Genomic DNA, 26,330 nt, shown 5'->3' with positions numbered 1-26,330 from the left:
GGGCTTGCTGGCACTAAGGTGTGAGGCCTTCTGCGATACCCACGAGAGACTCCCATGCCGGACATCCAGGATTTCCACCGCTTCCCGGACGAGCGCGGCCGCTTCGGCGACTACGGCGGCAGCTACGTGGCCGAGACGCTGATGGCGCCGCTGGCCGAGCTGACCGAAGCCTACCTGCGCCTGCGCCAGGATCCGGCCTTCGTCGCCGAGCTGGACCGCGACCTGGCAAACTACGTGGGCCGGCCCAGCCCGGTCTATTTCGCCGAGCGGTTGACCAAACATGTGGGCGGCGCGCGCATCCTGCTCAAGCGCGAGGACCTCAACCACACCGGCGCGCACAAGATCAACAACACCGTGGGCCAGGCGCTGGTGGCGCGGCACATGGGCAAGGCCCGCATCATCGCCGAGACCGGCGCGGGCCAGCACGGCGTGGCCAGCGCCACGGTGGCGGCGCGGCTGGGGCTGAAGTGCGTGGTCTACATGGGCGCGGTGGACATCGAGCGGCAGAAGATCAACGTCTACCGCATGAAGCTGCTCGGCGCGGAGGTGGTGCCGGTGACCTCCGGCTCGAAGACGCTGAAGGACGCACTGAACGAGGCGATGCGCGACTGGGTCACCAACGTGGCCGACACCTTCTACATCATCGGCACCGTGGCCGGTCCGCACCCGTACCCGCTGATGGTGCGCGACTTCAACGCCATCGTGGGCCGCGAGGCGCGCGCGCAGGTGCAGCAGCAGTACGGCCGCCTGCCCGACGTGCTCACCGCCTGCGTGGGCGGCGGCTCCAACGCGATGGGGCTGTTCCACGCCTTCCTCAACGACCGCGGGGTGCGCATCGTGGGCGCCGAGGCGGCGGGCTTGGGTCTAGCCACCGGCCACCACGCCGCGTCGCTGGCGGCGGGACGACCCGGCGTGCTGCACGGCAACCGCACCTACGTGCTGTGCGACGACGACGGCCAGATCACCGAGACGCACTCGATCTCCGCCGGCCTGGACTATCCCGGCGTCGGCCCCGAGCACGCCTTCCTCAAGGACGCCGGCCGCGCCGAGTACGTCGGCGTCACCGACGCGGAGGCATTGGAAGCCTTCCATCTCCTGTGCCGCACCGAAGGCATCCTGCCGGCGCTCGAATCCAGCCACGCGGTGGCGCAGGCAATCAAGCTGGCGCGCGAGTACCCGAAGGACGGCATCGTGCTGTGCAATTTGTCCGGCCGCGGCGACAAGGATGTGCATACGATTGCCGCGCGCGAAGGAGTGCAGGTATGAGAGCGGGATTCGGGATTCGGAATTGGGGATTCGGCAAAAGCGGGCGACCTCGCTGTGGACGCGTTCCGCGCAAGCTCGAGGCTTTCGCCTTCCCATCGCCGGCCATCCATTTCCCATTCGAGTAAACGCATCATGTCGAATCCCCAATTCCGAATCCCGAATCCCGGCTCCCAACGCATTGACGCCCGCTTCGCCCAGCTCAAGGCCGCCAACCGCACCGGCCTGATCCCGTTCGTCACCGCGGGCGATCCGTCGCCGGACCACGCGGTGGCACTGATGCACGCCCTGGTGGCGGCGGGCGCCGACCTGATCGAGCTGGGCGTGCCGTTCTCCGATCCGATGGCCGACGGCCCGGTGATCCAGCACGCCAGCGAGCGCGCCATCGCCCGGGGCGTCGGGCTGGGCGACGTGCTGGGCTGGGTCGCCGGGTTCCGCCAGCGCGACACGCAGACGCCGGTGGTGCTGATGGGCTACCTCAACCCGATCGAGATCCACGGCTACGAACGCTTCGCCGGCGAGGCGGTGGCGGCCGGCGTGGACGGCGTGCTGGTGGTGGACTGCCCGCTGGAGGAATCGGCCGTGCTGGCGCCGCTGCGCGCGGCGGGCCTGCGGCAGATCCTGCTCGCCGCGCCGACGACGGCGCCCGAACGCCTGGCGAAGCTGTGCGAGGCGGCCGAGGGTTTCCTCTACTACGTGTCGTTCGCCGGCATCACCGGCGCGGCGCGGCTCAGCACCACGGACATCGCCGCGCGCGTGGCCGAGCTGCGCGGGCGTTCGGCCGCGCCGGTGGCGGTGGGCTTCGGCGTGCGCGACGCGCAGAGCGCCAAGGCCATCGCGGGCTTCGCCGACGCGGTGGTGATCGGCAGCGCGCTGGTGGAACGGCTGGACGGCGCCGCATCGGAAGCGGAGATCGCCGAGCGGGTACAGGCCTTCCTCCCGCCGATCCGCGCAGCGCTCGACGCACGCTGAGGCCGGCGGCGAGACGCCTCCGCTTCCACGCCGTCCCGGCGAAGGCCGGGATCCAGCGACTTCGGGCCATCGAAGCGCAGAGGCGCTGGATTCCAGCCTTCGCTGGAATGACGCTTTGTAGGGTGGGGCCTGGGTGCCTGCATCCGCCAACCGGTTCCGTTCCTGCCCGTCATCCCGGCGAAGGCCGGGATCCAGTGACTTCGGGCCCATCGAAGCGCAGAGGCGCTGGATTCCAGCCTTCGCTGGAATGACGCTTTGTCGGGTGGGGCCGGGGTGCCTGCATCCGCCAGCCGGTTCCGTTCCTGCCCGTCATCCCGGCGAAGGCCGGGATCCAGTGACTCCAGGCCCATCGAAGTGCAGAGGCGCTGGATTCCAGCATGCGCTGGAATGACGCTTTGTAGGGTGGGGCCGGGGTGCCTGCATCCGCCAGCCGGTTCCATTCCTGCCCGTCATCCCGGCGAAGGCCGGAATCCAGTGACTCCAGGCCCATCGAAGTGCAGAGGCGCTGGATTCCAGCCTTCGCTGGAATGACGCTTTGTCGGGTGAGGCAGGTGCCTGCATTCGCCAGCCGGTTCCGTTCCGCTCGTCATCCCGGCGAAGGCCGGGATCCAGCGACTTCGGGCCATCGAAACGCAGAGGCGCCGGATTCCAGGGTTCGCCTGAATGCCCCTCCCGGGCGAGAGCGGCCGGGCTTCTCGGGTAGAATGGCCGCTTGTCCAGAGGTACCGCTATGAACTGGTTGCAGAAAATCATGAGCCCGCGTGCGCGCACGCAGAACACCAGCGCCGGCAAGGGCAAGGTGCCCGAGGGCGTATGGGAGAAGTGCGGCGGCTGCGGCACGGTGCTGTACCGGCCGGAGCTGGAGCGCAACCTGATGGTTTGCCCCAAGTGCGGCCACCACCACTACATCGGCGCGCGCGCGCGCCTGCTGTCGCTGTTCGACGAGGGCTCGACGCAGGAGCTGTGGGCGAGCCTGGAGCCGACCGACCCGCTGAAGTTCCGCGATTCGAAGAAATACCGCGACCGCATCGTCGCCGCGCAGAAGTCCACCGGCGAGAAGGATGCGCTGCTGGCGATGGGCGGCAAGCTCAAGGGCCGCCCGCTGATGGCTGTGGCGTTCGAGTTCGCCTACATGGGCGGCTCGATGGGGTCGGTGGTGGGCGAGAAGTTCACCCGCGCCGCCGAGAAGGCGCTGGCCGACCGGAGCGCGCTGGTGTGCTTTTCCGCCACCGGCGGCGCGCGCATGCAGGAGGCGCTGTTCTCGCTGATGCAGATGGCCAAGACCTCGGCCGCGCTTGCGCGCCTGCGCGATGCCGGCGTGCCGTACATCAGCGTGCTGACCAACCCGACCACCGGCGGCGTGTCCGCCAGCCTGGCGATGCTCGGCGACATCAACATCGGCGAGCCGAAGGCGCTGATCGGCTTCGCCGGCCCGCGCGTGATCGAGCAGACCGTGCGCGAGACGCTGCCGGAAGGCTTCCAGCGTTCGGAGTTCCTGCTCGAGCACGGCGCGATCGACATGATCGTCGACCGCCGCGAGATGCGCGACAAGCTGGCCGACCTGTTCGGCCTGCTGACGAAGGCGCCGCGCGCGGCCTGAGCCGCTCGCACGCTCGCTGCACGACGATGCCGCCTCCGGGCGGCATCGTCGTTTCCGCAGCAACGTTTTCCACAGCCGGTGTGGATGCCTTCCGGATAAGCCTGTGGAAAAAGCGCGTGCCGCGCTTTGCCGACAATCACTTGGCACGCGCTGACGGAATTTTGCGCAGGAGGCGCGCGACGGATGCGCGGTTTTCCACAGCGATTGTGGAACCGGCTGGGCAAAGCCTGTGGATAGGTGTCCTATCCGCCTGATCGCAAAGCATGTCGCGACGGCGTGCGCAGAAACTGCTCAGCGCGAGGCTTTTCCGAATTCGCCCGATCCCTCCGGAACCGTCGTCATCCCGGCGAAAGCCGGGATCCAGTGCCTTTGGATGCAGCGACGCCGGATGACCGACCAACCTTTTCGGCTGTCGAGAGGCGCCCTCCCGCCCGTGCAGCAATGACCGGATCAGACTCCCAGGCCGACCCAGCCATGCAGCACGGACACGCGCGCCAGCCACAGCGACAACGTGCCGAGCCCGCCCCCGATGGCGATCGCGGCGAGCACGTCGCTCGGATAGTGCAGCCCGAGGATCACCCGCGACGCCGCGACCAGCGCGGTGAAGCCCAGCAGCAGCGGCGCCAGCAGCGGATACCAGGCCAGCGCGACGAGGGTGAAGCTCACCGCCTGCAAGGTGTGTCCGGAGGGAAAGCTGAACTCGTCCAGCGGCGGCACGTGGGCGATCACGCCGGGGCAGGCGCGATACGGCCGCGGCCGGCGCGTCCAGCGCTTGAGCAGGCGGTACAGCAGCAGCGCGGCGAGCCCGGTGGCGGCCATGTGCGCGGCGGCGGCGAGGCCGCGCCAGCCGTCGAACGACACCAGCGCGAGCATCAGCGCGTACCAGAACACGCCGTCGCCGAGCCGGCTGACCGCGCCGAAGAACACGCCGACCGCGCGCCGCGCGCCCCAGCGGTTGGCGGCGACGCACATGCGCCGGTCGAAGGCGAAGCGCGGGCCCAGCGGCAGCTCAGGCGTGGGCAGCGGTGGCATGGTGCTCATGGCGGTCCTCCTCGGCCAGTTCGCGCAGCAGGCTTTCGAATTCGCGGATCACCGCGTCCGGCGACAACCGCGCCATGCTGGCGTGCGCGGCGCGGCCCATGTGGCGGATCAGGGTGGGGTTGCCAGCCAGCGTCGCCGTCGCGTCGACGAACGCCTGCGCCTGGCCGGCCCCGATGCGGTAGCCGTTGCGGCCGTCGTCGAGGTGATCGCGCGCGGCGCCTTCCTCGTAGGCCACCACCGGCAGGCCGGCGGCGAGTGCCTCCAGGATCACGTTGCCGAAGGTCTCGCTGAGGCTGGGGAACGGGAACAGGTCGGCGCTGGCGTAGTGCCGCGCCAGCGATTCGCCGCGCTGCACGCCGGCGAAGATGAAGTCGGGGTTCGTCTCGCGCAGTGCGGCGCGCGCGGGGCCGTCGCCGACCCACACGTAGCGCGCGCCCGGCACTTGCCGCTGGACGGCGCGAAACGCCTCCACCGCCAGTTGCAGGTTCTTCTCCGCGGCGATGCGGCCGACGTACAGCAGCACCGGCGTGTTGCCGTCCGCGCCCCATTGCGCGCGCAGGGCGGCGTCGCGACGGCGCGGATGGAACAGCACGGTGTCCACCGCCCGGCGCAGCAGGCGCGCGCTGTCCACGCCGAGCCGGCGCAGCTCGTGCGCAAGCGCGTCGGTGGGCACCAGGGTGGTGGCGGCGCGGCGATGGAAGCGGCGCAGATAGCCGCGCACCGCCGGCGTGAGGAAACCCACGCCGTAGTGGTCGGCATAGGCGTCGAAGCGGGTGTGGAAGCCGGTCGCCGCCGGGATGCCGAGCCGGTTCGCCGCGCGCAGCGCGGACCAGCCGAGCGGGCCTTCGGTGGCGACGTAGACGGCGTCGGGGCGCAGGCGCGTCCAGCGCTCGCGCAGGCTGCGCCCGGCCGGCAGGCCGAAGCGCAGGCCCGGATAGCGCGGCAGCGCCGCGCCGCGCACTTCCAGCGCGACGATGCCGGGTTCGTCGGCATGCGGCGACGGCTGGCGCGGCCGGACCAGGTCGATGGTGTGGCCGCGCGCAGCGAGGCCGGCGGCGAGGCCGTGCACGGTCAGGGCGACGCCGTTGATCTCCGGTGGATAGGTTTCGCTGACGATGCCGATGCGCATGGCGCTACCTGTGCTGGCCCGGCACAGCATCGAAGCGCGCGGTTGCGCCGCAGTGGCACCGGCGTGACCAGGACATGACAGCGGCCGCCCCGGGCCGCGGTGGGGATGGTTACACTGGGGCCTCTCGTCACCGCGGAGCCATGTCCATGAAACGCATCCTGCTCGCCCTCGCACTGTCCACCGCCGGCGCCGGCGCGATCGCCGCCGACGCGCCGGGCCTGCCGGTCACCAAGGCGCCCGCCGGCGCCGAGGTCTACATCATCGCGCCGAAGGACGGCGCCACCGTGGGCCGCGACGTCACCGTCCGCTTCGGGCTCAAGGGCATGGGCGTGGCGCCGGCCGGCGTGGCGAAGGAACACACCGGGCACCACCACCTGCTGGTGGACGTGAAGGACCTGCCGGCCGCCGGCCAGCCGATTCCGAAGGATGCAACGCACATCCATTTCGGCGGCGGGCAGACCGAGACCACGATCAAGCTCGAGCCGGGCACGCACACGCTGCAGCTCGAACTGGGCGACGCCAACCACGTGCCGTTCGATCCGCCGGTGGTGTCGAAGCGGATCACCGTCCACGTGAAGTAAGCGCGTAAGATGAATCGTCGCCGCCGCGGCGGCAACCGTCATCGGGAGCGATGCCATGAAGCCTCTCTTGGTCGGCCTGTTGCTGGCATGCGCCCCGCTGGCGGCGGCCTCCGTGCAGGATTCGCCGTCGGCCGGCGGCACCGAGGGCCGGGCGTCGCACCGCCCGTTGTTCGACGTGAAGTTCGTGCTGGTGAAGGCGCCGGTCGAGCCGAAGGAACCGCACTTCGATGCCGGCGGCGAGCTGCCGGCGATCCAGTGGCGGCCGCTGTCGTCCGGTTACCTGTCGCTGGGCCCGGTGCGCAGCGATCCGAACGTATTCGTCTGCCGGGGCTGGCAGTGCGCGGGGTGGCCGGACTGAGCGATGGCCGCGGCCGGTCGCCGCGGGCCGGTGCTCACTGCCCGAAGTATACGGACAGCCCCAGGCCGGCCGACCACTCGGGAATCCGCCCGCCCAGGCGCCGGCGGAAGCTGCCGTCGAGCTGCAGGTGCCCGGTGGGCTGCCAGGCCACGCCCGCGCCGGCGAGGGTGCCGCTGCCTCCGGCCGGCACGTGCTGCCACGCGGCTTCGGCATAGAGCGCCAGGGCGGACGTCACCGCGAAGCTGTCGCTTAAGGCGAGGGTGCCGCCGCCGTGCCCGCCTTGGCGGAGTTGTTCCAGGTAGGCGGCGATGCCGTTGCGTTCGTCCAGTTGCAGGTTGACGTCGACGCCGAGCAGGTACTGCCGCTGCGCGTTGCGGAAATCGCGCGCGCCGTCGGTGAATTCCACGCTGCCCAGCAGGCCCCATTGCAGCGCCGGGTCCGCCGAGGGCAGGGCGAGCTTGAGCCCAGCGCTGCTGTCGCCGCGGCCGTGGCTGGTCCGGTCGGGCCCGGCGCCGTGCTGGTACAAACGGTTGTACGGGGAGCCGCCGAGCTGGAGTTCCAGCGCATGGCCCAGGCCGATGCGCAGCAGGCTGTCGAAGGCGTATTGCGACTGGCTGGCGCCGTCCTGCCGGTCGCGGCTCCAGTCGGGCAGACCCTGCTCGAAGGCGACCGTACCCGGGGCCAGCACGGTCGGCGAAAAGCCCAGCCCGGGCCGGTCGTAGCCGGGGCCGTCGGCCCGCGCCGCCGCCGCCGCGCCCAGCGCCAGCAGCCCCGGCAGCGCGAGCGACCACGGCCTGCGCCGGTGGTATCGGCTAAAATCCGCCATTTGCCGCCTCCCGAAAGAATCCCATGACCGTCCGTACCCGCTTCGCTCCCAGCCCCACCGGCTTCCTGCACATCGGCGGCGCGCGCACCGCGCTCTACTGCTGGCTGGAGGCGCGCCGCCGCGGCGGCCAGTTCGTGCTGCGCATCGAGGATACCGACCGCGAGCGTTCCACGGACGAGGCGGTGCAGGCGATCCTCGACGCGATGCAGTGGCTCGACCTGAGCGCCGACGAAGCGCCGGTCTACCAGACGCACCGGCTGGAACGCTACAGGCAGGTGGCCGACGAGCTGCTGAAGGCCGGCAAGGCCTACTACGCCTACGAGAGCAAGGAAGAGATCGAGGCGATGCGCGAGGCCGCCATGGCGAAGGGCGAGAAGCCCCGCTACAACGGCTATTACCGCGACCGCAACGAGCCCGGCTTCCATGAGGCCCGCCGCGACGATCCGAACCGGGTGATCCGCTTCAAGAACCCGCTGGAAGGCTCGGTGGTGTTCGAGGACAAGGTGAAGGGCCGGGTGGAATGGGCCAACGCCGAGCTGGACGACCTGGTGATCTTCCGCTCTGACGGCTGGCCCACCTACAACTTCGCCGTGGTGGTGGACGACATCGACATGGGCATCACCGAGGTGATCCGCGGCGACGACCACGTCAACAACACGCCGCGCCAGATCAACATCTACAAGGCCCTCGGCAAGCCCGTGCCGGAATTCGCGCACCTGCCGATGATCCTGGACAAGGAGGGCAAGAAGCTCTCCAAGCGCACCAACTCGGTCAGCGTGATGGAGTACCGCGAGGAGGGCTACCTGCCGCATGCGATCCTCAACTACCTGGTGCGGCTGGGCTGGTCGCACGGCGACCAGGAGATCTTCTCGCGCGAGGAGATGATCCGCCTGTTCGACGTCGCCGACGTCAACAAAGCCGCCTCGCGCTTCGACACCGAGAAGCTCGGCTGGCTCAACCAGCACTACCTCAAGAGCGAGGACCCGCAGGCGCTGGCGCCGGAATTCGAATGGCACCTGCAACGCGCCGGCATCGACTTCTCGAAGGGGCCGCAGCCCGCCGACGTGATCGTGGCGCTGCGCGACCGCGTGCACACGCTCAAGGAAATGGCCGAGCGCGCGAAGGTCTGGTACGGCCCGATCGCCGAGTGGGACGACAAGGCGGTCGCCAAGCACCTGCGCAACGACAGCGCCGTCGCGGTGCTGGGCGAGGCGAAGGCGCTGCTGGCCGGGTGCGAGTGGAAGCCCGAGCCGATCCACCAGGCGATCGAGCAGATCGCCGCGAAGCTCGGGCTGGGCATGGGCAAGATCGCCCAGCCGCTGCGCGTGGCGATGACCGGCACCCAGGTCTCGCCGTCCATCGACCACACCATCTACCTGGCCGGCCGCGACGAGGCGCTCAGGCGCATCGACGACGCGATGGCGCGGGCGCAGGGCTGATGGACGCGGCCGGCGCGGCGGCACGCTGAGGCCGGGATGGACACCTTGCTCGCCAGGGCCCTGCAAGGCGTCGATCCCGACGCCCCCGGCGCGTTCTGGCGGGTGTTCTTCAACCTCATGGCGATGGTGCCGTGGGGGGCGCTGTTCTGGTGGAGCCTGGCGTTCGTGCTGGTCGGGGCGGTGCTCGGCGCCTGGCGCGGGCGCCTCGCCGAAGGCATCGTCTGGGCGCTGGTGCTCGGCCCGTTCGGCTGGTTCGTGGTGCTGGCGAGGCCGCGCAGGCCGCGCGTCGGGCCGCCGCCGCTGCCGCGCTGAAGCTGCGGGGCCGGCGATCCGGCGGTGTATCATGGCGGCCGAGGTGAACCCATTGAGCAAGGTCGCAACCGGCAGACTGCATTCGCACCACCACGACGACCCCAAGGGCTTCGTCGCGGCGGTCGAGCACGCCAGCGAGGAGCGCGGGCTGCGGCTGACCCCGCTGCGCAAGGAAGTGCTGGAGCTGGTCGCCGCCGCCGGCAAGCCGGTGAAGGCCTACGACCTGCTCGACCAGTTGCGCAGCAAGCACGGCAACGCCGCGCCGCCGACGGTCTACCGCGCGCTCGACTTCCTGCTGGAGCACGGCTTCATCCACAAGCTGGAATCGATCAACGCCTTCGTGTCCTGCCACCATCCGGCCGAGGCGCACCAGGTGCCGTTCCTGATCTGCGACGTCTGCTCCAGCGCGCAGGAAGTGTGCGACGAGCGCGTGGCCGCGCTGATCGAGGCCCAGGCCCAGGCGTTCGGTTTCCGCCCGCAGGCCCAGACGCTGGAAGTGCACGGCGTCTGCAAGCACTGCCGCAAGGGCTGACCCGGTAGCGGAATAAGGTGCGGGGCGCGTCACTCCAGTGAGGCGCCCCGCGTTTCCGGTGGTTGGCGGGGAGGTAGCATGCCGCACCGGAAAGTGAACTGGATGGCTCCGCCTGCCTGGGCCGTTCGCGCGTTCCACGCGCGGACTGCGGCGCCGGGTCCACCTTCCCTGGGTCCATGTTCCCCCGATCTGAACGATCCCCTGGTCAGATCGCGCAGGACCGGAAATGTTCCTGCGCTGGTCCAACGATCCCTGGAACGCACCATCGCGGGCAAGCGTTGACACGTCCTTGTCGCCGCCCATACCGGATGGCCTTCGTTGCCCGATGGAACCCGCCGCGCATGCGCTCCTGGCGCCTTCGGTCGTCTTTCGCGGCCGGGGCGGCTTCCAGCATGCCGGACCCGGTAGCGTTTTGATATGTTATAAAGTAACATAACTTGCCTGCAAACCGGCAAGCCCTCACCCTAGGCGACCAGAGCCCTCCCATGGACCCCGAGCAAGTGGACAAATCACGCGGCTGGCAGCTTGCCGACCGGATCGGCGCCATCGCTTCCTTCCTGTGCGCCATCCACTGCGCCGCCCTGCCGTTCGTACTCGGGATGCTGCCGCTGCTCGGCCTGGAGTTCCTGGCCGACCATCGCTTCGAGCGAGGCTTCGTGATGTTCGCCTGCGTGCTCGCGCTGGTGGCCTTGTACAACGGCTACCGCCGCCATCATCGCCCGCAGTCGCTGCTGCTGGCGGCACCCGGCCTGGCCCTGCTGCTGCTCGGGGTCACCTACGCCGAGTCCGTGCGCCCGTCCGTGCTGCACAGCGTGCTGGTGACCTGTGGCGGCCTGCTGGTGGCGGCGGCGCATTTCGTCAACCTGCGCATGGATCGCCGGCACGTGCACGTGCACGGCCCGCATTGCGCGCACTGAGCCGGCGGGCGCCGGGTGATTGTGTAACGGCGCAGCCCCTTCCTAGCATGCCGGCATGGACATGACGCACGACCACCACGGTCACGACCACGACCACGACCACGACCACGACCACGACCACGACCACGACCACGATCATGCGCACGGCGATACCGGCCGCGGGCGCGAGCGCAAGCTGCTGTTCGCCTTCGTGCTGACCACGGCGATGATGGCGGCCGAGGCCGCGGGCGGCCTGTGGTCCGGGTCGCTGGCGCTGCTGGCCGACGCCGGCCACATGATGGTCGACGCGCTCGCGCTGCTGCTCGCCTTCGTCGGCGCGTGGCTGGCGACCAAGCCGGCCGACGCGCGGCGCAGCTACGGCTATGGCCGGCTGGAAGTGCTGGCCGGCTTCGTCAATGCGCTGACCCAGTTCGTGCTGGTCGGCTTCATCGCATGGGAGGCGGTCGAGCGCCTGCTGCAGCCGGCGCAGATCCTTTCCGGCGTGATGCTGGCGGTCGCCGTGGCCGGCCTGCTGGTGAACCTGCTGGTGCTGCGCACCCTGCACGGCCATGCCCACGACGACGTCAACATGGCCAGCGCCAGCCTGCACGTGCTGGGCGACCTGCTCGGCTCGGTGGGCGCGGTGCTGGCGGCGCTGGCGGTGCGCTGGCTCGGCTGGAACTGGGCCGACCCGGTGCTCTCGCTGCTGGTCTCGCTGCTGATCCTCAACAGCGCCTGGCGGCTGCTGCGGCGTTCGGCGCACATCCTGCTCGAAGGCGTCCCGGAAGGGCTCGACACGGCCGAGGTGGAGACCGCGCTGCGCCAGGCCGACGGCTCGATCCGCGACGTCCACCACCTGCACGTGTGGCAGCTTGCCTCGGGCTCGCGCATGGCGACCGTGCACGTCGAGCTGTACGACGACGGCGCCGGCGCGGCGGCGCTGGCGGCGATCAACCGCACGCTGCTGCAGCGGTTCGGCATCCGGCACGTGACGGTGCAGGTCGATCCCGGGCATTGCCCGGACCGGGTGCGCGGCTGCGGCGGGCACGACCACGCCTGACTCTTGCGCTTTGGCCGGTCACTGCTACGATGTCCGGCCGTTCACGCATTACGAATCAAGGAGTTCCCATGGGTAAGGGCGATCGCAAGACCCGTCGCGGCAAGACCTACCGCGGCAGCTACGGCAACAGCCGTGCACACGCCGCGCAGCCGGCCGTGGCCGGTGGCAAGCCCACCGTGACCAAGCCGGCCGCCGCCAAGAAGGCCGCGCCGAAGAAGAAGTCCGCCTGATCCGAAGGGATCCGATGGCCTGCCGAAAGCCCCGCCGAAGCGGGGCTTTCGCGTTTCCGGGGCCGCCATTCCGGCCCGCGCGAGGCCATCGCCGGACGCGGCGGCAAGCCGGCCCTTGTCCCGGACACCGGCGCGTTTCCTTTTCGCCGGAAATACGCCTGCTTCACCGCCGCTGTGGAAGGGTATGCGCGCGGTACAAGGAGTCGGCGATGCACATGATCGATACAGCCGATCGGGCGGCCTGCGCGGCGCCCAACCCTCCGGGACGGAGCGCGCTGATCATCATGGACATGATCAACACGCTGGATTTCGAAGGTGGAGAGGCCCTGCTGGAGCAGGCCACGCCGATCACGCGCCAGATCGCGCGGCTGCGGCACCGCTACCGCGCAAACCAGTGCCCGGTGATCTACGCAAACAGCAATTTCGGCGACTGGCACGCGGATTTCGCGCAGGTGATCGGCCGCTGCCGCCGGTCGGGCTCGCGCGGCGCCCGCCTGTCCGACGAGCTGGTGCCGGACGCGCGGGATTATTTCGTGCTCAAGCCGAGCCATTCGGCGTTCTACCAGACGCCGCTGGTGGTGCTGCTGGAAACGCTGCAGGTGGACGCGATCACCCTGGTCGGCATCGCCGGCGACGAGTGCGTATTGCATACCGCGCTGGACGCGCAGATGCGCGTCTATCCGCTGTGGGTGCCGGTCGACGGCGTGGCGTCGCTGACCTTCGAGCGCAACGAACGGGCGCTGGCCTGCATGAACGAGGTGGCCGGCGCCGACATTTCGCCGATCGATGCGCGGGCGTCGGCCGCGCAACCGCGCACCGGAGACACGCCATGACTTCTTCCGACCGCAAGGGCGGCAGGCATCCGGACCCGGAACGGCCCGGCTCGGCGGAATCGGAGGCGGAGCGCCGCCTGCGAAAGCAGAGGGAAGACGAGATCCAGGACGAGTCATTGGAAGAGACGTTCCCGGCCAGCGATCCGGTAGCGCCCTTCATTCCGACCAGGCCGCCGGAGGACTGAGCACAGGCCGGCCGGCGGTCAGGCCGTGGCGGCCATGCTGCGGCCCTCGATCACCAGCTCGCGCAGCAGGCCGTGGCCGCCGATCCAGTAGCACAGCTCGGCCGGCTGCCGCAGATGCCACACGGCCAGGTCGGCGCGCAGGCCCGGCGCCAGCGCGCCGCGGTCGTCCAGGCCCAGCGCGCGCGCCGCGTTCACGGTAACGCCGCGCAATGCCTCCTCCGGCGTCAGCCGGAACAGGGTGCAGGCCATGCCGGCGGCGAGGCGCAGCGACAGCAGCGGCGAGGTGCCGGGGTTGCAGTCGGTGGCGACCGCGATCGGCACGCCGTGCGCGCGCAGCGCATCGACCGGCGGCAGCCTGGTTTCGCGCAGCGCGTAGAACGCGCCGGGCAGCAGTACCGCGACCGTGCCGGCCGCCGCCATCGCGGCGATGCCGGATGCGCTCAGGTGCTCCAGGTGGTCCGCCGACAGGCCGCGGTACTCGGCGACCAGGGCGGCGCCGTCCAGGTCGGACAACTGCTCGGCATGCAGCTTGACCGGCAGGCCGAGCTGCCTGGCGCGGTCGAAGACGCGCCGCGTCTCGGCGCGGGTGAAGCCGATGCCTTCGCAGAAGGCGTCGACCGCATCGACCAGGCCCTCGGCGGCGAGCGCGGGCAGCATCTGGTCGCACACCAGCGCGACGTAGCCGTCGCGGTCGTCCCTGTACTCGACGGGCAGGGCGTGCAGGCCGAGGAAGGTGCTGCGCACGTCGAGTCCGAGCGTCTCGCCGAGGCGGCGCGCGACGCGCAGCATGCGCCGCTCGGTTTCCGGTTCCAGCCCGTAGCCGGACTTGATCTCCAGCGTGGTCACGCCGTCGGCGAGCAGGGCGCGCGCGCGCGGCAGGCTCTGCCGGAACAGCGCCTCTTCGCCGGCCGCGCGGGTCGCCGCGACGGTGGAGACGATGCCGCCGCCGGCGCGGGCGATTTCCTCGTAGCTGGCGCCGTTCAGGCGCAGGTCGAACTCGTGCGCGCGGTCGCCGCCGAACACCAGATGGGTATGGCAGTCGACCAGCCCGGGCGTGACCAGCGCGCCGTCGAGCGACTGCACCTGCGCGGCGAGCGCGTCCGGTGCGCCGGGAAGTTCGTCGCGCCGGCCCACCCAGGCGATCCTGCCGTCCTGCAGCGCGATCGCGCCGTCTTCGATCAGGCCGTACGGCCGGTCGCCACGGAAGGTGGCCAGGGTCGCGTCGAGCAGCAGCCGGTCCCAGCGGGAAGCGTTCATGCGGTGGGGTTCTCGTCGATGGATGGCGGCTCGGCGGGGTCCGGCACGTTCGGCGTGGCGGGGTCTTCCACCATGGCGGGCCCGGGCTGCGCGGCGGCATCCTCGTGCCGTGCCTGGGCTTCGCGCCGCGCCACTTCGTGTTCGTAGCCTTCGATCAGCCGGTCGGCCAGCGCGCGGTACACCGGCTTGCGGCACAGCAGCGAGGAAGCGGCGCGCGCGAGCAGGCAGGTGGCCATGATCGGCAGCGCCATCTGCTGGTTCGCGGTCAGCTCCATCGAGATCACCGTGGCGGTGAGCGGCGCCTGCGTCACGCCCGACAGGTAGGCGGCCATGCCGAGCAGCACCACCGCCGCCGGATCGACGCCGGCCAGCAGGTGGCTGATGTTGGCGCCCAGCCCCGCGCCCACCGCGAGCGCCGGCGAGAAGATGCCGCCGGGGATGCCGGCCCAGTACGAGGCGATGTTGCCGAGGAACTTGAGGGCGCCGAACGCCTCCACGGTATCGCTGTGGCCTTCCAGGATCGCCCGCGCCTGGGCGTAGCCGGTGCCGTACAGGCCGGTGCGGGTAAGCAGGCTGAGCAGTACCAGGGCCAGGCCGCAGGCCGCGGCGAACAGCACCGGCTGGCGCGCGCGCAGGCGGCCCACCACGCCGCGCAGGCCGCGGTCGTGGGGCAGGATCAGCCGCGCGAACAGGCCGCCGGCGAGCCCGCAGACCAGCCCGGTGGCGAGCACCGCCAGCCACGCCTTGCCCAGCGGCAGGCCGATGTCGAGCCGGCCGAAATAGGCGTAGTTGCCGAGGATGCCGAGCGACACCACGCCGGCGATGATCACCGCGGTGAGCAGGATGCCGCTCATGCGGTGCTCGAAGGCGCCGCTCATCTCCTCGATCGCGAACACCACCCCGGCCAGCGGCGTGTTGAACGCGGCGGCCAGGCCGGCGGCGGAGCCGGCGAGGATGAAGCGGCCCGCCGCGGTGGGATCGGCGAAGCCGAAGCGCCGGCCCAGCGAGTACAGCAGGCCGGCGCCGACGTGCACGGTCGGCCCCTCGCGTCCCACCGAGGCGCCGCCGAGCAGGGCGGCGAGGGTGAGGCCCATCTTGCCCAGCGCCACGCGCAGCGACAGCAGGCTCTTGCGGAACGGCTCGTCCTCCACCTTCAGCGCGGCGATCGCCTGCGGGATGCCCGAGCCGCGCGTGGGCTTGAGCACGCCCTGGGTGAGCCAGGCGAGCAGGGCGAAGGTCGGCGGGGTGATCAGCAGCGGCCAGAGCCGGTTGTGCTGCACCACCCGGTGGAACAGGCCGAACACGTAGTCCGCCGCGGTGGCGAAGCCGACGGCCGCGAGGCCGACCAGCACCGCGCCGGCCCAGAACAGGATGCGCCGGCGCCATTGCACGGCCGAGAACAGGTCCGATCCGCCCAGCCGCGGCAGGCGGCCGGGCGGCGGCGCGTGGTCGGCATCGTCCGCGTGGGGTGGTTGACCGCTCATGCCGAGGCGTCCGGTTTGCGGGTCCAGCGCGTCTCGTACAGGTCGAAGCGGCGGTCCTTCAGGTTCTGCACCGCACCGGCGTTGCGCGCGCGGGCCAGGCTTTCCAGCCGCAGGTCGGCGAACAGCACGGTCTCGATGTTCGGCGTGGAGTCGGCGGCGATGCCGTCGCGCGCGAACGGGAAGTCGCTCGGCGTGAGGATGCAGCTCTGGCCGTACTGGATGTCGAAGTTGTTCACCCCGGGCAGGTTGCCGACGTTGCCGGACAGCACCACGTAGCACTGGTTCTCGATCGCGCGCGCCTGCGAGCAGTAGCGCACGCGCAGGTAGCCCTCGCGCACGTCGGTGCAGAACGGGACGAACAGGATCAGCGCGCCCTGGTCGACCAGATGGCGCGCCACTTCGGGGAACTCCGAGTCGTAGCAGATCATCACGCCGATCGGGCCGCAGTCGGTCTGCACGGTGGCGGCGCCGTCGCCGCCGGTGATGTTCCACACCGTGCGCTCGCTGGGCGTGGGGTGCAGCTTTTCGCGCTCGTGGATAGATCCGTCGCGCAGGCACACGTAGCAGACGTTGTGGATGTCGCCGTTGGCCTGCTCGGTGGGATGCGTGCCGCCGACGATGTTGATGTTGTAGTGCACCGCCAGCCGGCTGAAGAGTTCCTTCACCTGCGGCGTGTACTGGCTGAGCTTGCGGATCGACTCCACCGGCGACAGCTCGGTGTTCTCGATCGACAGCAGCTGCAGGGTGATCAGCTCGGGAAAAGTGACGAAATCGGCGTTGTAGTCGGCGGCGATGTCGGTGAAGTACTCGACCTGGGTGGCGAATTCCTCGAACGACTTGATCCGCCGCTGCTGGTACTGCACCGAGGCCACGCGCACCGAGTCCGGCAGGCGCTGCGGCGTGGGGATCGACGGGATGTCCGGCTGGTTGAGCAGGCGCGGGTTGCGCCATACCAGGTGCACCGCGTAGCCGAGCGAATCGTAGTCCGACGGCACGTAGGCGCGCAGCAGGCCGATCACCTCGAAATCGTTGCTGAGCTGGAAGCTCAGCGTGAGGTCGCGCCGCTTGCCTTCCACCACGGCCTGCACGTAGGCCTCGGCATTGCCGTAGCGCTGGATGTTCTTCGCCAGCCCGGGGATGCGCCCGCCGAACACGATGCCGCGCAGCTTCAGGTCGGTGCACAGCCGCTTGCGCGCCTGGTACAGCCGCTGGCCGATGCGCATGCCGCGGTAGTCCGGGTGCACCACCACTTCCATGCCGTACAGCCAGTCGCCGTCGGGCTTGTGGCGCGAGGCCATGCCGCCGCCGGTGATCTGCATCCAGGTATGCGGGGCGAGCGCGGTGGCTTCGTCGGTACGGAAGGTGGCGCAGTAGCCGACCAGCCTGCCTTCGTACTCGACCACGAGCTGGCCTTCGGGGAAGTGAGTCTGCTGGGAGCGCAGCATTTCCGCCGAGTGGCCCCATTCGGGCGTGTAGACGCGGCCGGTCAGCTCGACCAGGCCGGGTACGTCGGACGGCCGCGCCTGGCGCAACAGCAGTTTGGGGTGGTGTTCGCCGGTCTTCTTGGCCATGCCGCCATTATGCCGTACCCGGATGAAGCGATCGTGGGTGCGGCAGGTACACTTCGCGCATTCTCCATCGAGGAAGCGCGCATGGGCGACAGGGCAGGGCTACGCGGATTCGGCGCCGGCCAGTTGTGGCGGACGGACGGCTGGCAGGCCGATGCGATGCTCACCGTCGACGCCGGCGGCCACCTGCAGGCCGCCGCCGGGGTGGCCGGCGAGACGCTGGGGCAATGGGTGCTGCCGGGCATGCCCAACCTGCACTCGCATGCGTTCCAGCGCGCCATGGCGGGGCTGGCCGAGCGCCGCGGCCCCGGCGACGACAGCTTCTGGACCTGGCGCGAGACGATGTACGCGTTCGCCGCCGCGATCGGCCCGGACGAGCTGCAGGCGATCGCCGCCCAGCTCTACGTGGAGATGCTCAAGGCCGGCTACACCCAGGTCTGCGAATTCCACTACCTGCACCACCAGCCCGACGGCACGCCCTACGCGCAGCCGGAGGCGATGTCGCTGGCGCTGGTCGAGGCGGCGCGCGAGGCCGGCATCGCGCTGACCCTGTTGCCGGTGCTGTACATGAGCGGCGGCTTCGACGGGCGCCCGCTCGCTGCACGCCAGCGCCGCTTCGGCCACGACGTATCGGGCTACGTGCGCCTGCTCGAAACCCTGCGCAGGCACGAAGGCGACGACCTGCGCGTCGGCATCGCGCTGCATTCGCTGCGCGCGGTGCCGGAGGAGGCGCTGCGCAGCGTGCTCGCCACCAGTGCGGCGAAGGACGGCCCGATCCACATCCACATCGCCGAGCAGATCGGCGAGGTGCAGGACTGCCTGGCGATCCGCGGCGCGCGGCCGGTGGAATGGCTGCTCGACCACGCCGAGGTGGATGCGCGCTGGTGCCTGGTGCACGCCACCCACCTGACCGGCCACGAAGCCTCGCGGCTGGCGCGCAGCGGCGCGGTGGCCGGGCTGTGCCCGACCACCGAGGCGAACCTCGGCGACGGCCTGTTCCCGCTGGCCGACTATCTCGACGCGGGCGGTACGCTCGGCGTCGGCTCGGATTCGCACATCTCGGTGTCGCCGGTGGAGGAACTGCGCTGGCTGGAATACGGCCAGCGGCTGGCGTCCCGCCATCGCAACATCGCGGCGCGCCACGCCGGCGACAGCGTGGCCGAGACGCTGTGGCGCGCGGCGCTGCGCGGCGGCGCGCGGGCTTCCGGGCTGCCGGTCGGCCGCCTGGCCGAAGGCGCGCGCGCCGACCTGATCGTGCTGGACGAGCAGGCGCCGCTGCTGGCCGCGCGCGACGCGCGCTCGTGCCTGGACAGCTTCGTGTTCGCCGGCAATGCGCCGCTGGTACGCGACGTGATGTGCGGCGGGCGCTGGCAGGTGCGCGACTACCGCCATCGCGACGAGGAGCGCATCGCGGCGCGCTACCGGGCCGTGGTCGAGCGGCTGGCGGCGCAGGCGTGAGCGCGTGTTCAAAGTCTCCCTGTCGGACTGGAATCCGCCGCTCGTCATTCCTGCGGCCATTGAAAGCCGCTGGGATGACGCTTCGCAGGGGATACTTGGGAAGCTTTGAACAAGTTCCGTGCGCTGGTTGCGCACCGCGCGTGTCGTGGTGGCGCGGCTCGCACGCGATCGACAGGCGCCGGATTGACCTGCACCAGGTTGGCACGCACCGGATGGGCATGTACTAGATTTATGGGCGAGTCGTACGTTGCCGCCATGGGCGGCGGCGGTTTCCACTAGGCCACCAGGAGAGTCCGATGCAAGCTTCAACCGATCTGGGCAAGCTCGTATTGCGTGTGGTGCTGGGCGTGCTGATCCTGTTCCACGGCGTTTCCAAGCTGATCCACGGGCCGGGTTTCGTCACCGACGCGCTGGCGCACGCCGGCCTGCCCACCGTGCTGGGCTACGGCGTCTACGTGGGCGAGGTGCTGGCGCCGGCGCTGCTGGTGCTCGGGCTGTGGACGCGGGCAGGCGCCCTGGTCGTCGCGATCAACATGGTGGTGGCGCTCGCCCTGGTGCACACCAGCCAGTTTTTCACGCTGGCCGATACCGGCGGCTGGGCGCTGGAGCTGCAGGGCATGTACCTGGGCACGGCGATCGCCGTGGCCCTGCTCGGCGCAGGGCGCTTCAGCGTGGGCGGCGGCAACGGCCGCTGGAACTGAACCCGGCACCGCGGGGGAGTCCGGCACGGCCTGAACGCCAGCCATCGGCGGCCGGCGGTGCCGGTCATCGCCGCCGTCGCGCGCACGTTCCCGGGAACACATCCCCAACGGAGCGGTTCGATGCGACGTATCTCTTCCTTCCTGCTTGCTGCGGCCCTGCTGTCGGCCGGCAGCCTCTCGCTCGCCGGCTGCATCGTGGCGCCGGCCCGCGGCTACCACGATCGCGTATGGGTGCCGGGCTACTGGAGGTCGCCGCACGTCTGGGTCGGCGGCCATTGGCGCTATCGCTGAGTCCTGCCGCCGTCGCGGCGGCCGCGTGCCCGGAGGGCGGCTCCTCCGGGCACGCGGGCTCCCGGCTCAGGCCGGCGGCCCCAGCCGCATGCGCATGAAGTCGATGAAGGCGCGCAGCTTCGGCGGCACCTGCCGCCGGCTCGGGTAGTAAAGGTAGAAGCCGTCGTAAGGCGGCAGCCAGCCCTCGAGCACGGTTTCGAGCTGGCCGGAGGCGATCGCGTTGCGCGCGTCCACTTCCAGCGTATGCACCAGCAACAGGCCGTCCCGCGCCGCGCGTATCGCCAGCGCGGGATCGTTCGCGGTCAGCGGCCCGTTCACCTCGATCTCGAACCAGCGTCCGCGCCGCGGGCCGCTCTTGTGGGCGAATTCCCAGCGGTAGACCGCGCCGCTGCTGGCGTAGCGGAACCGCGCGCAGGCGTGCTGCTGCAGGTCGCGCGGATGCTGCGGCCTGCCGTGCCGCGCGAAGTAGGCCGGCGATCCGACCACCACCGAGCGCATCGGCCCGCCCAGCGGGATCGCCACCACGTCGCGTGCCAGCCGCTCGCCCAGGCGGATGCCGGCGTCGATGCCCTCGGCGACCAGGTCGACCAGCGCGCTGTCGGCGATGACGTCCAGCTTCACTTCCGGCCAGGCTTCGAGGAAGGCGGTCAGGTGGGGCGCGATCAGGTGCTCGAGGAAGAAGTGGCCAGGCACGGTGATGCGCAGGCTGCCGGCCGGGCGATTGCCGTGCTGGTGCAGTTCGTCGATGGCGTCGTCGATCTGGGTCAGCGCCGGCGCGATCTTTTCCAGGAAGAGCGCGCCGGCTTCGGTGAGGCCGACCTTGCGCGTGGTCCGCTGCAGCAGGCGGGTGCCGAGGCGTTCCTCCAGTTGGCGCAGGGTCTGGCTCAGCGCGGACGCGGTCACTTCGAGCTCGGCCGCCGCCCGGGTGAAGCTGCCGTGCCGGGCGATGGCGCGGAAGGCGCACAGCGCGGGCGAGTGATTGTCGCGCATTGATTAGCAGTCCTTAATAAACCATCAAGACAATCGCTGTTTTTCCATGCAATGGCAAGGCCCAGACTAGCCCCTGCCGGACGGCTTCGCGATGCGTCCGTGTCCGCGATTTCCCCATGCCCGCGATTTCCAAGGAGCTTCTGCCATGTCCCTCGACAGCTATGTCACCCTCGGCCGTTCCGGCCTGCGCGTCAGCCGCCTTTCGCTGGGTACCATGACCTTCGGCGAGGACTGGGGCTGGGGCTCCGATGCCGCCGAGTCGCGCCGCATCTTCGACGCCTACGTGGCGCGCGGCGGCAACTTCATCGATACCGCCAACTTCTACACCGGCGGCAGCGCCGAGCGCCTGCTCGGCCAGTTCATCGCCGACCGCCGCGATTCGCTGGTGGTCGCCACCAAGTACTCGCTCAACATGCGGCCGGACGACCCCAACGGCGGAGGCAACCACCGCAAGAACATGATGCGCTCGGTGGAGGCCAGCCTGCGCCGGCTCGATACCGAATATATCGACCTGCTGTACCTGCACGCCTGGGACGAGCTGACCCCGGTCGAGGAAGTGATGCGCGGCCTGGACGACCTGGTGCGCTCGGGCAAGGTGCAGTACCTGGGCATTTCCGACACGCCGGCCTGGCAGGTCGCGCGCATGCAGACGCTGGCCGACCTGCGCGGCTGGGCGCCGCTGGTGGCCTTGCAGGTGCAGTACAACCTGGTCGAGCGCACGGTGGAGCGCGAGCTGCTGCCGATGGCGAAGGAATTGGGCCTGGGTGTGCTGGCCTGGTCGCCGCTGGCCAGCGGCGTGCTCAGCGGCAAGTACAGCCGCGCCGATCTCGACCACGTGCCGGGGCAGGGCGCCGAAGGCACGCGCAAGGACGTGGCCGCCGCCAACGGCGCGCTGACGGCCAGGGCGCTGGAGATCGCGGAGGTGGTCAAGGCGGTGGCGCAGGAACTGGGCCGCACGCCTTCGCAGGTGGCGCTGGCCTGGCTGCTGGACCGGCCGGGCGTGACCGGGCCGATCATCGGCGCGCGCACGCTCAAGCAGTTCGAGGACAACCTCGGCGCGCTGGACGTGCAGTTCGACGCGGCCCAACTGGCGCGCCTGGACGCGGCCAGCGCGATCGAGCCGGGTTTCCCGCACGACTTCATGGCCTTGCCGCTCACCCGGCAGGTGCTGTTCGGCAATGCGGTGGTGCGTCGGCTGTCATGAAGCCGGTGCGCTGGATCGGGCGGTGCCCTTGAAGCCCGTCCATCGCAGCCGATGCCCGTGAGCGCCACGGCGCGAAGGCGCTGGATGACCAGCTCTTCGGCTGTTGATAAAGCACTTCCGGCGTTCGCCGGGATGACGGTTCCGCCGGGTTTGTCGCACCCGCTATCGAATTGCCCTCTCTCGAATCCCCTCACCGAAACCCAAGGAAAACACCATGGCACTCGACCAGTACTACACCCTGGGCCGCTCCGGCCTGCGCGTCAGCCGCCTCTCGCTCGGCACCATGACCTTCGGCAACGACTGGGGCTGGGGCGCGGCGGAGGACACCGCCCGCGCGATGTTCGACCGCTACCTCGACGCCGGCGGCAACTTCATCGACACCGCCGACCTGTACACCGAAGGCGCCAGCGAGACGATGCTGGGCAAGTTCGTCGAGCAGGCCGGCGCGCGCGACCGCGTGGTGCTCGCCACCAAGTTCAGCTACAACGCGCAGCCGGGCAACCCCAATGCCGGCGGCAACGGGCGCAAGAACATCCTGCGCGCGGTGGAGGGTTCGCTGCGCCGCCTGCGCACCGACTACATCGACCTCTACCTGCTGCACACCTGGGACCGCGTCACCCCGGCGGAGGAAGTGATGCGCACGCTGGACGACCTGGTGCGCGCCGGCAAGATCCGCTACGCCGGCCTGTCCGACGTGCCGGCCTGGTACGCCGCGCGCGCGCAGACCTTCGCCGAGGCGCACGCGCTGGCGCCGCTGGTGAACCTGCAACTGGAATACTCGCTGGCCGAACGCCACATCGAGCACGAGTTCGTGCCGCTGGCGACGGAACTGGGCATGGGCGTCACCGCCTGGAGTCCGCTGGCGATGGGCCTGCTGTCGGGCAAGTACCGGCCCAGCGAGGCGGGCGGCGAAGGCGAGGGTCGGCTGGCGAAAGTCGCCGCGGCGCCGGGCTTCGAGCGTTTCACCGAGCGCAACTGGCGCATCGTCGCCGCGCTGGAGCAGGTGGCAAGGGAAGCCGGCAAGCCGATGGCGCAGGTGGCGCTGAACTGGGGCGCCAACCGGCCGGGCATCGCCTCGGTGATCGTCGGCGCGACCCGGCTGGAACAGCTCGATGCGAACCTTGCCGCGCTGGATTTCGAACTGCCCGCCGAGCTGCGCGCGCGGCTCGACGCGGCCAGCGCGCCGGAGTGCCCGTTCCCGTACTACATGTTCGCCGACGCGCAGCAGACCCGCATCCACGGCGGCGTCGGCGTGGGCGACAAGCCGGCCGGCTACGCGCCCCCGGTGTTCGTATCCCGCACCGAGCCGCGCAACATCAAGGCTGGCAACTGAACCTTCCCCCCAACCCGGAGAGACCACCCATGTCCGAACAACTTGCCCTGGTCGTGCGACTGACCGCCAAGCCCGGCCATGAAGACGAGCTGGGCCGCCGATTGCAGGTGCTGGCGGCGCCCACCCGCGTCGAGGCCGGCTGCATCAACTGCGACGTGCATCGTTCCCACGCCGATCCGGCCGAATGGATGATCCACGAGAACTGGCGGTCACCGGCCGATCTGGACGTCCATTTCCGCATGCCGTACCTGGAGCGGTTCCTGGCGGAGCGGCATGAAGTGCTGGCGCACGACATGGTCATCGACCGCTACGGCCTGCAAACGGCGACCGACCCGGCACCGGCGGCCTGAATGCCGTGCCGCTCCCGCCATCGCGGCGGGGCGGTATCGCCGCATGCACATCGTCGCCGGCCCGGCTGGAGCATGCCGGCGCTCGTCAGCACGTCGAAGCGGCCTGGCGTGGGCGAAACCCGCATGCTGCGGCCCGGTTTCCGGCCGGCGATGGCCGGGAGCGTGAAGATGCGGCTGGCGCGCCGGCGGCGTGCGGTCAATCCGGCGCGAGCAGGCGCCGCAGGCTGTCCAGTTGGCTGGCGGCCAGGCGCCGGCGTGCGGCGGCGCCCATCGTCTCCATGTGCCTGATCGACCAGCGGTCCATCGCCTGCAGCACGGCGAAGGCCAGCTCGGCCTGCAGGCTGGCGGGCAGGTCGTCGCGCACCGCGCCGCAGGCGCGTCCGGCCTTCAGCACGGCCTGCACCCAGCGGTCCACCCCGGCCAGCAGGCGGCGCATCGCCGCGCTGCGCTCGGCCGACACGTCGGGTAGGTAGAACAGCTTGCCGAGGTCGGCGTACCACGCCGGTTTCGCCAGCGCCGCCGCCGCATGCGCCACGAAGGCTTCCAGGCGCGGCCAGAAATCCGGCCCCGCGAGTTCCGCCGGATCCGGCGCGGCCAGCTCGCGCGCCAGCGCGGCGGCGGCTTCGTCCACCACGCGGTCGAACAGCGCCTGCTTGGAATCGAAGCGGTGGTAGAACGAGCTCTTGCTCATGCCGCAGGCGCGGATCACCGCGTTGAGCGAGGCGCGCTCGAAGCCGGCCGTGGCGAACTCGCGCGCGGCCGCGGCCAGCAGGGCGCGTTCGCGCGGTGAGGGTGGGGGCGTCGCGTTCATGGCGACATCGTAGCGGCACTGGACCGGGTGGTCCACGACGTGCAAGGATGGCCTGGGTGGACCGGGTGGTCCAGTCGGAGCCGCATCATGTTCATCGCAACCCCGCTACGGGAACAGCTCGTGCGCGTGCAGGGCGACCGCCTGCGCGTGCTGGTCGTCGGCGCCGGCGTGGCCGGCCTCACCCTGGCCCAGGCGCTGCGTGCCGGCGGCCTGCATCCGGTGCTGGTCGAGCGTGCCGCCGACCATGCCGACAGCGGCTACATGCTGGCGCTGATGCCGCTGGTCGAACCGGCGCTGCGCCTGGCCGGCATGCGCGACGCCTACCGCGCGCGCAGCGTGCGCTTCCACCGCTACGTGCTGCACGGGCGGCACGGCCAGCGCCTGCGCGAATACGCCATCGACAGCCTGCTGAGCCGCTACGGCGAATACCGCGGCATCGCCCGCGGCGAGCTGATGCAGGCGCTGGCCGAAAACGGCGCCGCGGTGAGCTACGCGAGCACGCTGCAGTCGCTGCGGCAGGCGCCGGAAGCGGCGCACGTCGTCCTGCGCGAGGGCGATGCCGCGCTGGAAGCCGCGTTCGACGCGGTGGTGCTGGCCGACGGCCTGCACTCGGCCGGCCGCGACCTGCTGCTGCAGGCGGATCAGGTGTCCAGCTTCGACTGCGGCTGGGGCGGCTGGGTGGCATGGATGGATAGCGACGCCGCGCATGCCGACCGCGGCGACGAGATCTGGGGCAGCGACTTCTTCGTGGGCGTCTACCCGGTGCTCGGCCGCGCCGGCGTGTTCGTGGGCGGCCATCGCGACGACATGCGCGCCGGTCCGCAGGCCTTCGCGGCGCACATCCGCCGCCAGCTGCGGCACGCCGATGACTGGCTGCTGCGCGCGCTGGCGGCGGTGGCGGAGAGCCAGGCCGACCCCTACTTCTGGAAGCTCGCCGACTGCCGCAGCGCGACGTGGGCGGTGGGTCGCGCCGTGCTGCTGGGCGACGCGGCGGCCGGCTTCGTGCCCACCGCGGGCATCGGCGCCGGCATGGCGATGGAATCGGCCGGCGTGCTGGCGCGGCGACTGCTGGCCACCGACGCCGGCGGCGTGGCCGCGGCGCTGCGCGACTACGAGCGCAGCCAGCGCCCGCGGGTGGAAGCGGCGCAGGACAACTCGCGCGCGCTGACGAAACTGATGTGCCGGCGCAGCCCTGCGCTGGCGGCGGTGCGCGACGTGGTCGCGCGCTTCGTCACCCTGAAGGCCGTGCTGAGGCCGATCCGCAAGCTGCTGGACAGCGCGCCGGAATGAGGTTGCTCAGCCTGCTCAACCTGCCTGCGCACGCCGGCGCAAGCCTAGGGCGACGCACCAGCCGGCCAGCGCCGCCAGCGCGCCGAGCAGGAACACCGCCGGCAGGCCATGCCGGTCCGCGATCCAGCCGGCCACCGGCGCGGTGGCCGCGTAGGCCAGGTCCTGGAATGCCGCGAAGCCGCCCATCGCGGTGGCACGCAACGGCGGTGGCACGCGCCGCACCACTTCCGCACCCATGGACGGGAACACCAGCGAGCAGCCGAGGCCGGTGACCAGCGCGCCGAGCAGCGCCAGCGACGGGCCCGGCGCCAGCCACAGCAGGCCCTGTCCGGCGGC

Annotated in this window: 29 protein-coding genes; 20 read left to right on the top strand and 9 right to left on the bottom strand. The window is 70.8% G+C overall.

The annotated features are described in order from the left end of the window. Positions 1-54: 54 nt before the first annotated feature. The 3 genes from trpB to accD all read left to right on the top strand — a co-directional run bounded on the left by trpB (position 55) and on the right by accD (position 3,835). Positions 55-1,266 (top strand): tryptophan synthase subunit beta, encoded by a 1,212-nt coding sequence (gene trpB / locus ASG87_RS07525; RefSeq protein WP_056003208.1) that lies wholly within the window; start codon positions 55-57, stop codon positions 1,264-1,266. Positions 1,267-1,398: 132 nt separating this feature from the next. Continuing rightward, positions 1,399-2,235, top strand: coding sequence for a tryptophan synthase subunit alpha (gene trpA / locus ASG87_RS07520; protein WP_056003205.1), 837 nt, complete (start codon positions 1,399-1,401; stop codon positions 2,233-2,235). 730 nt (positions 2,236-2,965) lie between these two features. Further along, positions 2,966-3,835: an acetyl-CoA carboxylase, carboxyltransferase subunit beta gene (gene accD, locus ASG87_RS07515; RefSeq protein ID WP_056003202.1), complete on the top strand. Its 870-nt coding sequence runs from the start codon at positions 2,966-2,968 to the stop codon at positions 3,833-3,835. 450 nt (positions 3,836-4,285) lie between these two features. Here accD and ASG87_RS07510 read toward each other — a convergent pair whose 3' ends face one another. Both ASG87_RS07510 and ASG87_RS07505 read right to left on the bottom strand, forming a co-directional pair. Beyond that, the gene (locus ASG87_RS07510) at positions 4,286-4,876 is read right to left on the bottom strand and encodes a phosphatase PAP2 family protein (protein ID WP_056003199.1); all 591 of its coding nucleotides are present in this window, start codon (positions 4,874-4,876) and stop codon (positions 4,286-4,288) included. Next, complete coding sequence (locus tag ASG87_RS07505) at positions 4,845-6,005, bottom strand: glycosyltransferase family 1 protein (RefSeq protein WP_056003196.1); 1,161 nt, start codon at positions 6,003-6,005, stop codon at positions 4,845-4,847. Before ASG87_RS07505 ends, ASG87_RS07510 begins: the two co-directional genes overlap by 32 nt. A gap of 146 nt (positions 6,006-6,151) precedes the next feature. Between ASG87_RS07505 and ASG87_RS07500 the strand changes: the two genes are divergently transcribed. After that, a complete protein-coding gene (locus ASG87_RS07500; RefSeq protein WP_056003367.1) occupies positions 6,152-6,586 on the top strand; it encodes a DUF4399 domain-containing protein in 435 nt (144 codons plus the stop codon). A gap of 55 nt (positions 6,587-6,641) precedes the next feature. Then, the gene (locus ASG87_RS07495) at positions 6,642-6,944 is read left to right on the top strand and encodes a hypothetical protein (RefSeq protein WP_157510943.1); all 303 of its coding nucleotides are present in this window, start codon (positions 6,642-6,644) and stop codon (positions 6,942-6,944) included. Positions 6,945-6,978: 34 nt separating this feature from the next. Here ASG87_RS07495 and ASG87_RS07490 read toward each other — a convergent pair whose 3' ends face one another. Then, complete coding sequence (locus ASG87_RS07490; protein WP_056003191.1) at positions 6,979-7,770, bottom strand: transporter; 792 nt, start codon at positions 7,768-7,770, stop codon at positions 6,979-6,981. Positions 7,771-7,793: 23 nt separating this feature from the next. On the opposite strand from ASG87_RS07490, the gene gltX reads away from it, so the two are divergent. From gltX to ASG87_RS07455, 8 genes are all read left to right on the top strand, one after another. Continuing rightward, positions 7,794-9,209, top strand: coding sequence for a glutamate--tRNA ligase (gene gltX, locus ASG87_RS07485; RefSeq protein WP_056003188.1), 1,416 nt, complete (start codon positions 7,794-7,796; stop codon positions 9,207-9,209). Positions 9,210-9,245: 36 nt separating this feature from the next. Further along, positions 9,246-9,521, top strand: coding sequence for a hypothetical protein (locus ASG87_RS07480; RefSeq protein WP_056003185.1), 276 nt, complete (start codon positions 9,246-9,248; stop codon positions 9,519-9,521). 31 nt (positions 9,522-9,552) lie between these two features. Then, positions 9,553-10,053, top strand: coding sequence for a transcriptional repressor (locus ASG87_RS07475; RefSeq protein ID WP_157510942.1), 501 nt, complete (start codon positions 9,553-9,555; stop codon positions 10,051-10,053). Positions 10,054-10,538: 485 nt separating this feature from the next. Continuing rightward, positions 10,539-10,970 carry a MerC domain-containing protein gene (locus ASG87_RS07470; protein WP_056003179.1) on the top strand — a complete coding sequence of 144 codons (432 nt, stop codon included), beginning with the start codon at positions 10,539-10,541 and terminating at the stop codon, positions 10,968-10,970. Positions 10,971-11,025: 55 nt separating this feature from the next. Beyond that, entirely contained in the window at positions 11,026-12,009 is a 984-nt protein-coding gene (locus tag ASG87_RS07465; RefSeq protein WP_056003176.1) for a cation diffusion facilitator family transporter, read from the top strand. A gap of 68 nt (positions 12,010-12,077) precedes the next feature. Continuing rightward, entirely contained in the window at positions 12,078-12,239 is a 162-nt protein-coding gene (locus tag ASG87_RS19270) for a 30S ribosomal protein THX (RefSeq protein WP_082582822.1), read from the top strand. A 215-nt stretch (positions 12,240-12,454) separates the two neighbouring features. Further along, positions 12,455-13,072, top strand: a complete 618-nt coding sequence (locus ASG87_RS07460; protein WP_056003174.1) for an isochorismatase family cysteine hydrolase — start codon at positions 12,455-12,457, stop codon at positions 13,070-13,072. Continuing rightward, complete coding sequence (locus ASG87_RS07455; RefSeq protein ID WP_056003169.1) at positions 13,069-13,257, top strand: hypothetical protein; 189 nt, start codon at positions 13,069-13,071, stop codon at positions 13,255-13,257. Before ASG87_RS07460 ends, ASG87_RS07455 begins: the two co-directional genes overlap by 4 nt. A gap of 18 nt (positions 13,258-13,275) precedes the next feature. Here ASG87_RS07455 and hutI read toward each other — a convergent pair whose 3' ends face one another. From hutI to ASG87_RS07440, 3 genes are read right to left on the bottom strand one after another with little or no spacing between them, the layout of a single operon-like run. Beyond that, positions 13,276-14,514, bottom strand: coding sequence for an imidazolonepropionase (gene hutI / locus ASG87_RS07450; RefSeq protein ID WP_056003166.1), 1,239 nt, complete (start codon positions 14,512-14,514; stop codon positions 13,276-13,278). After that, positions 14,511-15,998 carry a chloride channel protein gene (locus ASG87_RS07445; protein ID WP_056003163.1) on the bottom strand — a complete coding sequence of 496 codons (1,488 nt, stop codon included), beginning with the start codon at positions 15,996-15,998 and terminating at the stop codon, positions 14,511-14,513. Before ASG87_RS07445 ends, hutI begins: the two co-directional genes overlap by 4 nt. Further along, complete coding sequence (locus tag ASG87_RS07440) at positions 15,995-17,569, bottom strand: bifunctional GNAT family N-acetyltransferase/carbon-nitrogen hydrolase family protein (protein WP_056003160.1); 1,575 nt, start codon at positions 17,567-17,569, stop codon at positions 15,995-15,997. Before ASG87_RS07440 ends, ASG87_RS07445 begins: the two co-directional genes overlap by 4 nt. 81 nt (positions 17,570-17,650) lie before the next feature. Between ASG87_RS07440 and ASG87_RS07435 the strand changes: the two genes are divergently transcribed. The 3 genes from ASG87_RS07435 to ASG87_RS20585 all read left to right on the top strand — a co-directional run bounded on the left by ASG87_RS07435 (position 17,651) and on the right by ASG87_RS20585 (position 20,016). Continuing rightward, positions 17,651-19,024, top strand: coding sequence for a formimidoylglutamate deiminase (locus ASG87_RS07435; protein WP_056003157.1), 1,374 nt, complete (start codon positions 17,651-17,653; stop codon positions 19,022-19,024). Between the two features lie 296 nt (positions 19,025-19,320). After that, positions 19,321-19,725, top strand: coding sequence for a DoxX family protein (locus ASG87_RS07430; protein ID WP_056003154.1), 405 nt, complete (start codon positions 19,321-19,323; stop codon positions 19,723-19,725). A gap of 120 nt (positions 19,726-19,845) precedes the next feature. Further along, entirely contained in the window at positions 19,846-20,016 is a 171-nt protein-coding gene (locus tag ASG87_RS20585) for a hypothetical protein (protein WP_200949030.1), read from the top strand. Positions 20,017-20,082: 66 nt separating this feature from the next. Here ASG87_RS20585 and ASG87_RS07425 read toward each other — a convergent pair whose 3' ends face one another. After that, positions 20,083-21,006 (bottom strand): LysR family transcriptional regulator, encoded by a 924-nt coding sequence (locus ASG87_RS07425; RefSeq protein ID WP_056003151.1) that lies wholly within the window; start codon positions 21,004-21,006, stop codon positions 20,083-20,085. Positions 21,007-21,151: 145 nt separating this feature from the next. Here ASG87_RS07425 and ASG87_RS07420 point away from each other — a divergent pair, with 145 nt between their 5' ends. From ASG87_RS07420 to ASG87_RS07410, 3 genes are all read left to right on the top strand, one after another. Beyond that, positions 21,152-22,210, top strand: a complete 1,059-nt coding sequence (locus ASG87_RS07420) for an aldo/keto reductase (protein WP_082582820.1) — start codon at positions 21,152-21,154, stop codon at positions 22,208-22,210. Positions 22,211-22,424: 214 nt separating this feature from the next. After that, positions 22,425-23,543, top strand: a complete 1,119-nt coding sequence (locus ASG87_RS07415; protein WP_056003145.1) for an aldo/keto reductase — start codon at positions 22,425-22,427, stop codon at positions 23,541-23,543. A 29-nt stretch (positions 23,544-23,572) separates the two neighbouring features. Further along, a complete protein-coding gene (locus ASG87_RS07410; protein WP_056003141.1) occupies positions 23,573-23,893 on the top strand; it encodes a putative quinol monooxygenase in 321 nt (106 codons plus the stop codon). A gap of 196 nt (positions 23,894-24,089) precedes the next feature. Here the strand turns inward: ASG87_RS07410 and ASG87_RS07405 are convergent, their stop codons facing one another. Continuing rightward, complete coding sequence (locus ASG87_RS07405) at positions 24,090-24,704, bottom strand: TetR/AcrR family transcriptional regulator (protein ID WP_235499590.1); 615 nt, start codon at positions 24,702-24,704, stop codon at positions 24,090-24,092. An 87-nt stretch (positions 24,705-24,791) separates the two neighbouring features. On the opposite strand from ASG87_RS07405, the gene ASG87_RS07400 reads away from it, so the two are divergent. Beyond that, the gene (locus tag ASG87_RS07400) at positions 24,792-25,994 is read left to right on the top strand and encodes an NAD(P)/FAD-dependent oxidoreductase (protein WP_056003135.1); all 1,203 of its coding nucleotides are present in this window, start codon (positions 24,792-24,794) and stop codon (positions 25,992-25,994) included. 15 nt (positions 25,995-26,009) lie between these two features. Here the strand turns inward: ASG87_RS07400 and ASG87_RS20580 are convergent. Beyond that, positions 26,010-26,330 (bottom strand): MFS transporter (locus ASG87_RS20580; RefSeq protein ID WP_200949029.1); only part of this gene is annotated, 321 nt, incomplete at its 5' end.

This window comes from Frateuria sp. Soil773 (genome assembly GCF_001428405.1).
GTDB lineage: Bacteria > Pseudomonadota > Gammaproteobacteria > Xanthomonadales > Rhodanobacteraceae > LMSL01.
The sequence above is the reverse complement of the archived record's forward strand: the minus strand, read 5'-3'. Positions and strand labels throughout refer to the sequence as shown.

What these genes read in the sequence shown, in the direction of transcription:
- accD (WP_056003202.1), top strand. Translation starts at nt 2,966, where the DNA reads ATGAACTGGTTGCAGAAAATCATGAGCCCGCGTGCGCGCACGCAGAAC.
- ASG87_RS07420 (WP_082582820.1), top strand. Translation starts at nt 21,152, where the DNA reads ATGTCCCTCGACAGCTATGTCACCCTCGGCCGTTCCGGCCTGCGCGTC.
- ASG87_RS07480 (WP_056003185.1), top strand. Translation starts at nt 9,246, where the DNA reads ATGGACACCTTGCTCGCCAGGGCCCTGCAAGGCGTCGATCCCGACGCC.
- ASG87_RS07410 (WP_056003141.1), top strand. Translation starts at nt 23,573, where the DNA reads ATGTCCGAACAACTTGCCCTGGTCGTGCGACTGACCGCCAAGCCCGGC.
- hutI (WP_056003166.1), bottom strand. Translation starts at nt 14,514, where the DNA reads ATGAACGCTTCCCGCTGGGACCGGCTGCTGCTCGACGCGACCCTGGCC.
- ASG87_RS07475 (WP_157510942.1), top strand. Translation starts at nt 9,553, where the DNA reads ATGGCGGCCGAGGTGAACCCATTGAGCAAGGTCGCAACCGGCAGACTG.
- ASG87_RS19270 (WP_082582822.1), top strand. Translation starts at nt 12,078, where the DNA reads ATGGGTAAGGGCGATCGCAAGACCCGTCGCGGCAAGACCTACCGCGGC.
- ASG87_RS07400 (WP_056003135.1), top strand. Translation starts at nt 24,792, where the DNA reads ATGTTCATCGCAACCCCGCTACGGGAACAGCTCGTGCGCGTGCAGGGC.
- ASG87_RS07490 (WP_056003191.1), bottom strand. Translation starts at nt 7,770, where the DNA reads ATGGCGGATTTTAGCCGATACCACCGGCGCAGGCCGTGGTCGCTCGCG.
- ASG87_RS07405 (WP_235499590.1), bottom strand. Translation starts at nt 24,704, where the DNA reads ATGAACGCGACGCCCCCACCCTCACCGCGCGAACGCGCCCTGCTGGCC.
- ASG87_RS07455 (WP_056003169.1), top strand. Translation starts at nt 13,069, where the DNA reads ATGACTTCTTCCGACCGCAAGGGCGGCAGGCATCCGGACCCGGAACGG.
- trpB (WP_056003208.1), top strand. Translation starts at nt 55, where the DNA reads ATGCCGGACATCCAGGATTTCCACCGCTTCCCGGACGAGCGCGGCCGC.
- ASG87_RS07500 (WP_056003367.1), top strand. Translation starts at nt 6,152, where the DNA reads ATGAAACGCATCCTGCTCGCCCTCGCACTGTCCACCGCCGGCGCCGGC.
- ASG87_RS07445 (WP_056003163.1), bottom strand. Translation starts at nt 15,998, where the DNA reads ATGAGCGGTCAACCACCCCACGCGGACGATGCCGACCACGCGCCGCCG.
- ASG87_RS07505 (WP_056003196.1), bottom strand. Translation starts at nt 6,005, where the DNA reads ATGCGCATCGGCATCGTCAGCGAAACCTATCCACCGGAGATCAACGGC.
- ASG87_RS07425 (WP_056003151.1), bottom strand. Translation starts at nt 21,006, where the DNA reads ATGCGCGACAATCACTCGCCCGCGCTGTGCGCCTTCCGCGCCATCGCC.
- ASG87_RS07460 (WP_056003174.1), top strand. Translation starts at nt 12,455, where the DNA reads ATGATCGATACAGCCGATCGGGCGGCCTGCGCGGCGCCCAACCCTCCG.
- ASG87_RS07435 (WP_056003157.1), top strand. Translation starts at nt 17,651, where the DNA reads ATGGGCGACAGGGCAGGGCTACGCGGATTCGGCGCCGGCCAGTTGTGG.
- ASG87_RS07465 (WP_056003176.1), top strand. Translation starts at nt 11,026, where the DNA reads ATGGACATGACGCACGACCACCACGGTCACGACCACGACCACGACCAC.
- ASG87_RS07440 (WP_056003160.1), bottom strand. Translation starts at nt 17,569, where the DNA reads ATGGCCAAGAAGACCGGCGAACACCACCCCAAACTGCTGTTGCGCCAG.
- ASG87_RS07415 (WP_056003145.1), top strand. Translation starts at nt 22,425, where the DNA reads ATGGCACTCGACCAGTACTACACCCTGGGCCGCTCCGGCCTGCGCGTC.
- trpA (WP_056003205.1), top strand. Translation starts at nt 1,399, where the DNA reads ATGTCGAATCCCCAATTCCGAATCCCGAATCCCGGCTCCCAACGCATT.
- ASG87_RS20585 (WP_200949030.1), top strand. Translation starts at nt 19,846, where the DNA reads ATGCGACGTATCTCTTCCTTCCTGCTTGCTGCGGCCCTGCTGTCGGCC.
- ASG87_RS07495 (WP_157510943.1), top strand. Translation starts at nt 6,642, where the DNA reads ATGAAGCCTCTCTTGGTCGGCCTGTTGCTGGCATGCGCCCCGCTGGCG.
- gltX (WP_056003188.1), top strand. Translation starts at nt 7,794, where the DNA reads ATGACCGTCCGTACCCGCTTCGCTCCCAGCCCCACCGGCTTCCTGCAC.
- ASG87_RS07430 (WP_056003154.1), top strand. Translation starts at nt 19,321, where the DNA reads ATGCAAGCTTCAACCGATCTGGGCAAGCTCGTATTGCGTGTGGTGCTG.
- ASG87_RS07470 (WP_056003179.1), top strand. Translation starts at nt 10,539, where the DNA reads ATGGACCCCGAGCAAGTGGACAAATCACGCGGCTGGCAGCTTGCCGAC.
- ASG87_RS07510 (WP_056003199.1), bottom strand. Translation starts at nt 4,876, where the DNA reads ATGAGCACCATGCCACCGCTGCCCACGCCTGAGCTGCCGCTGGGCCCG.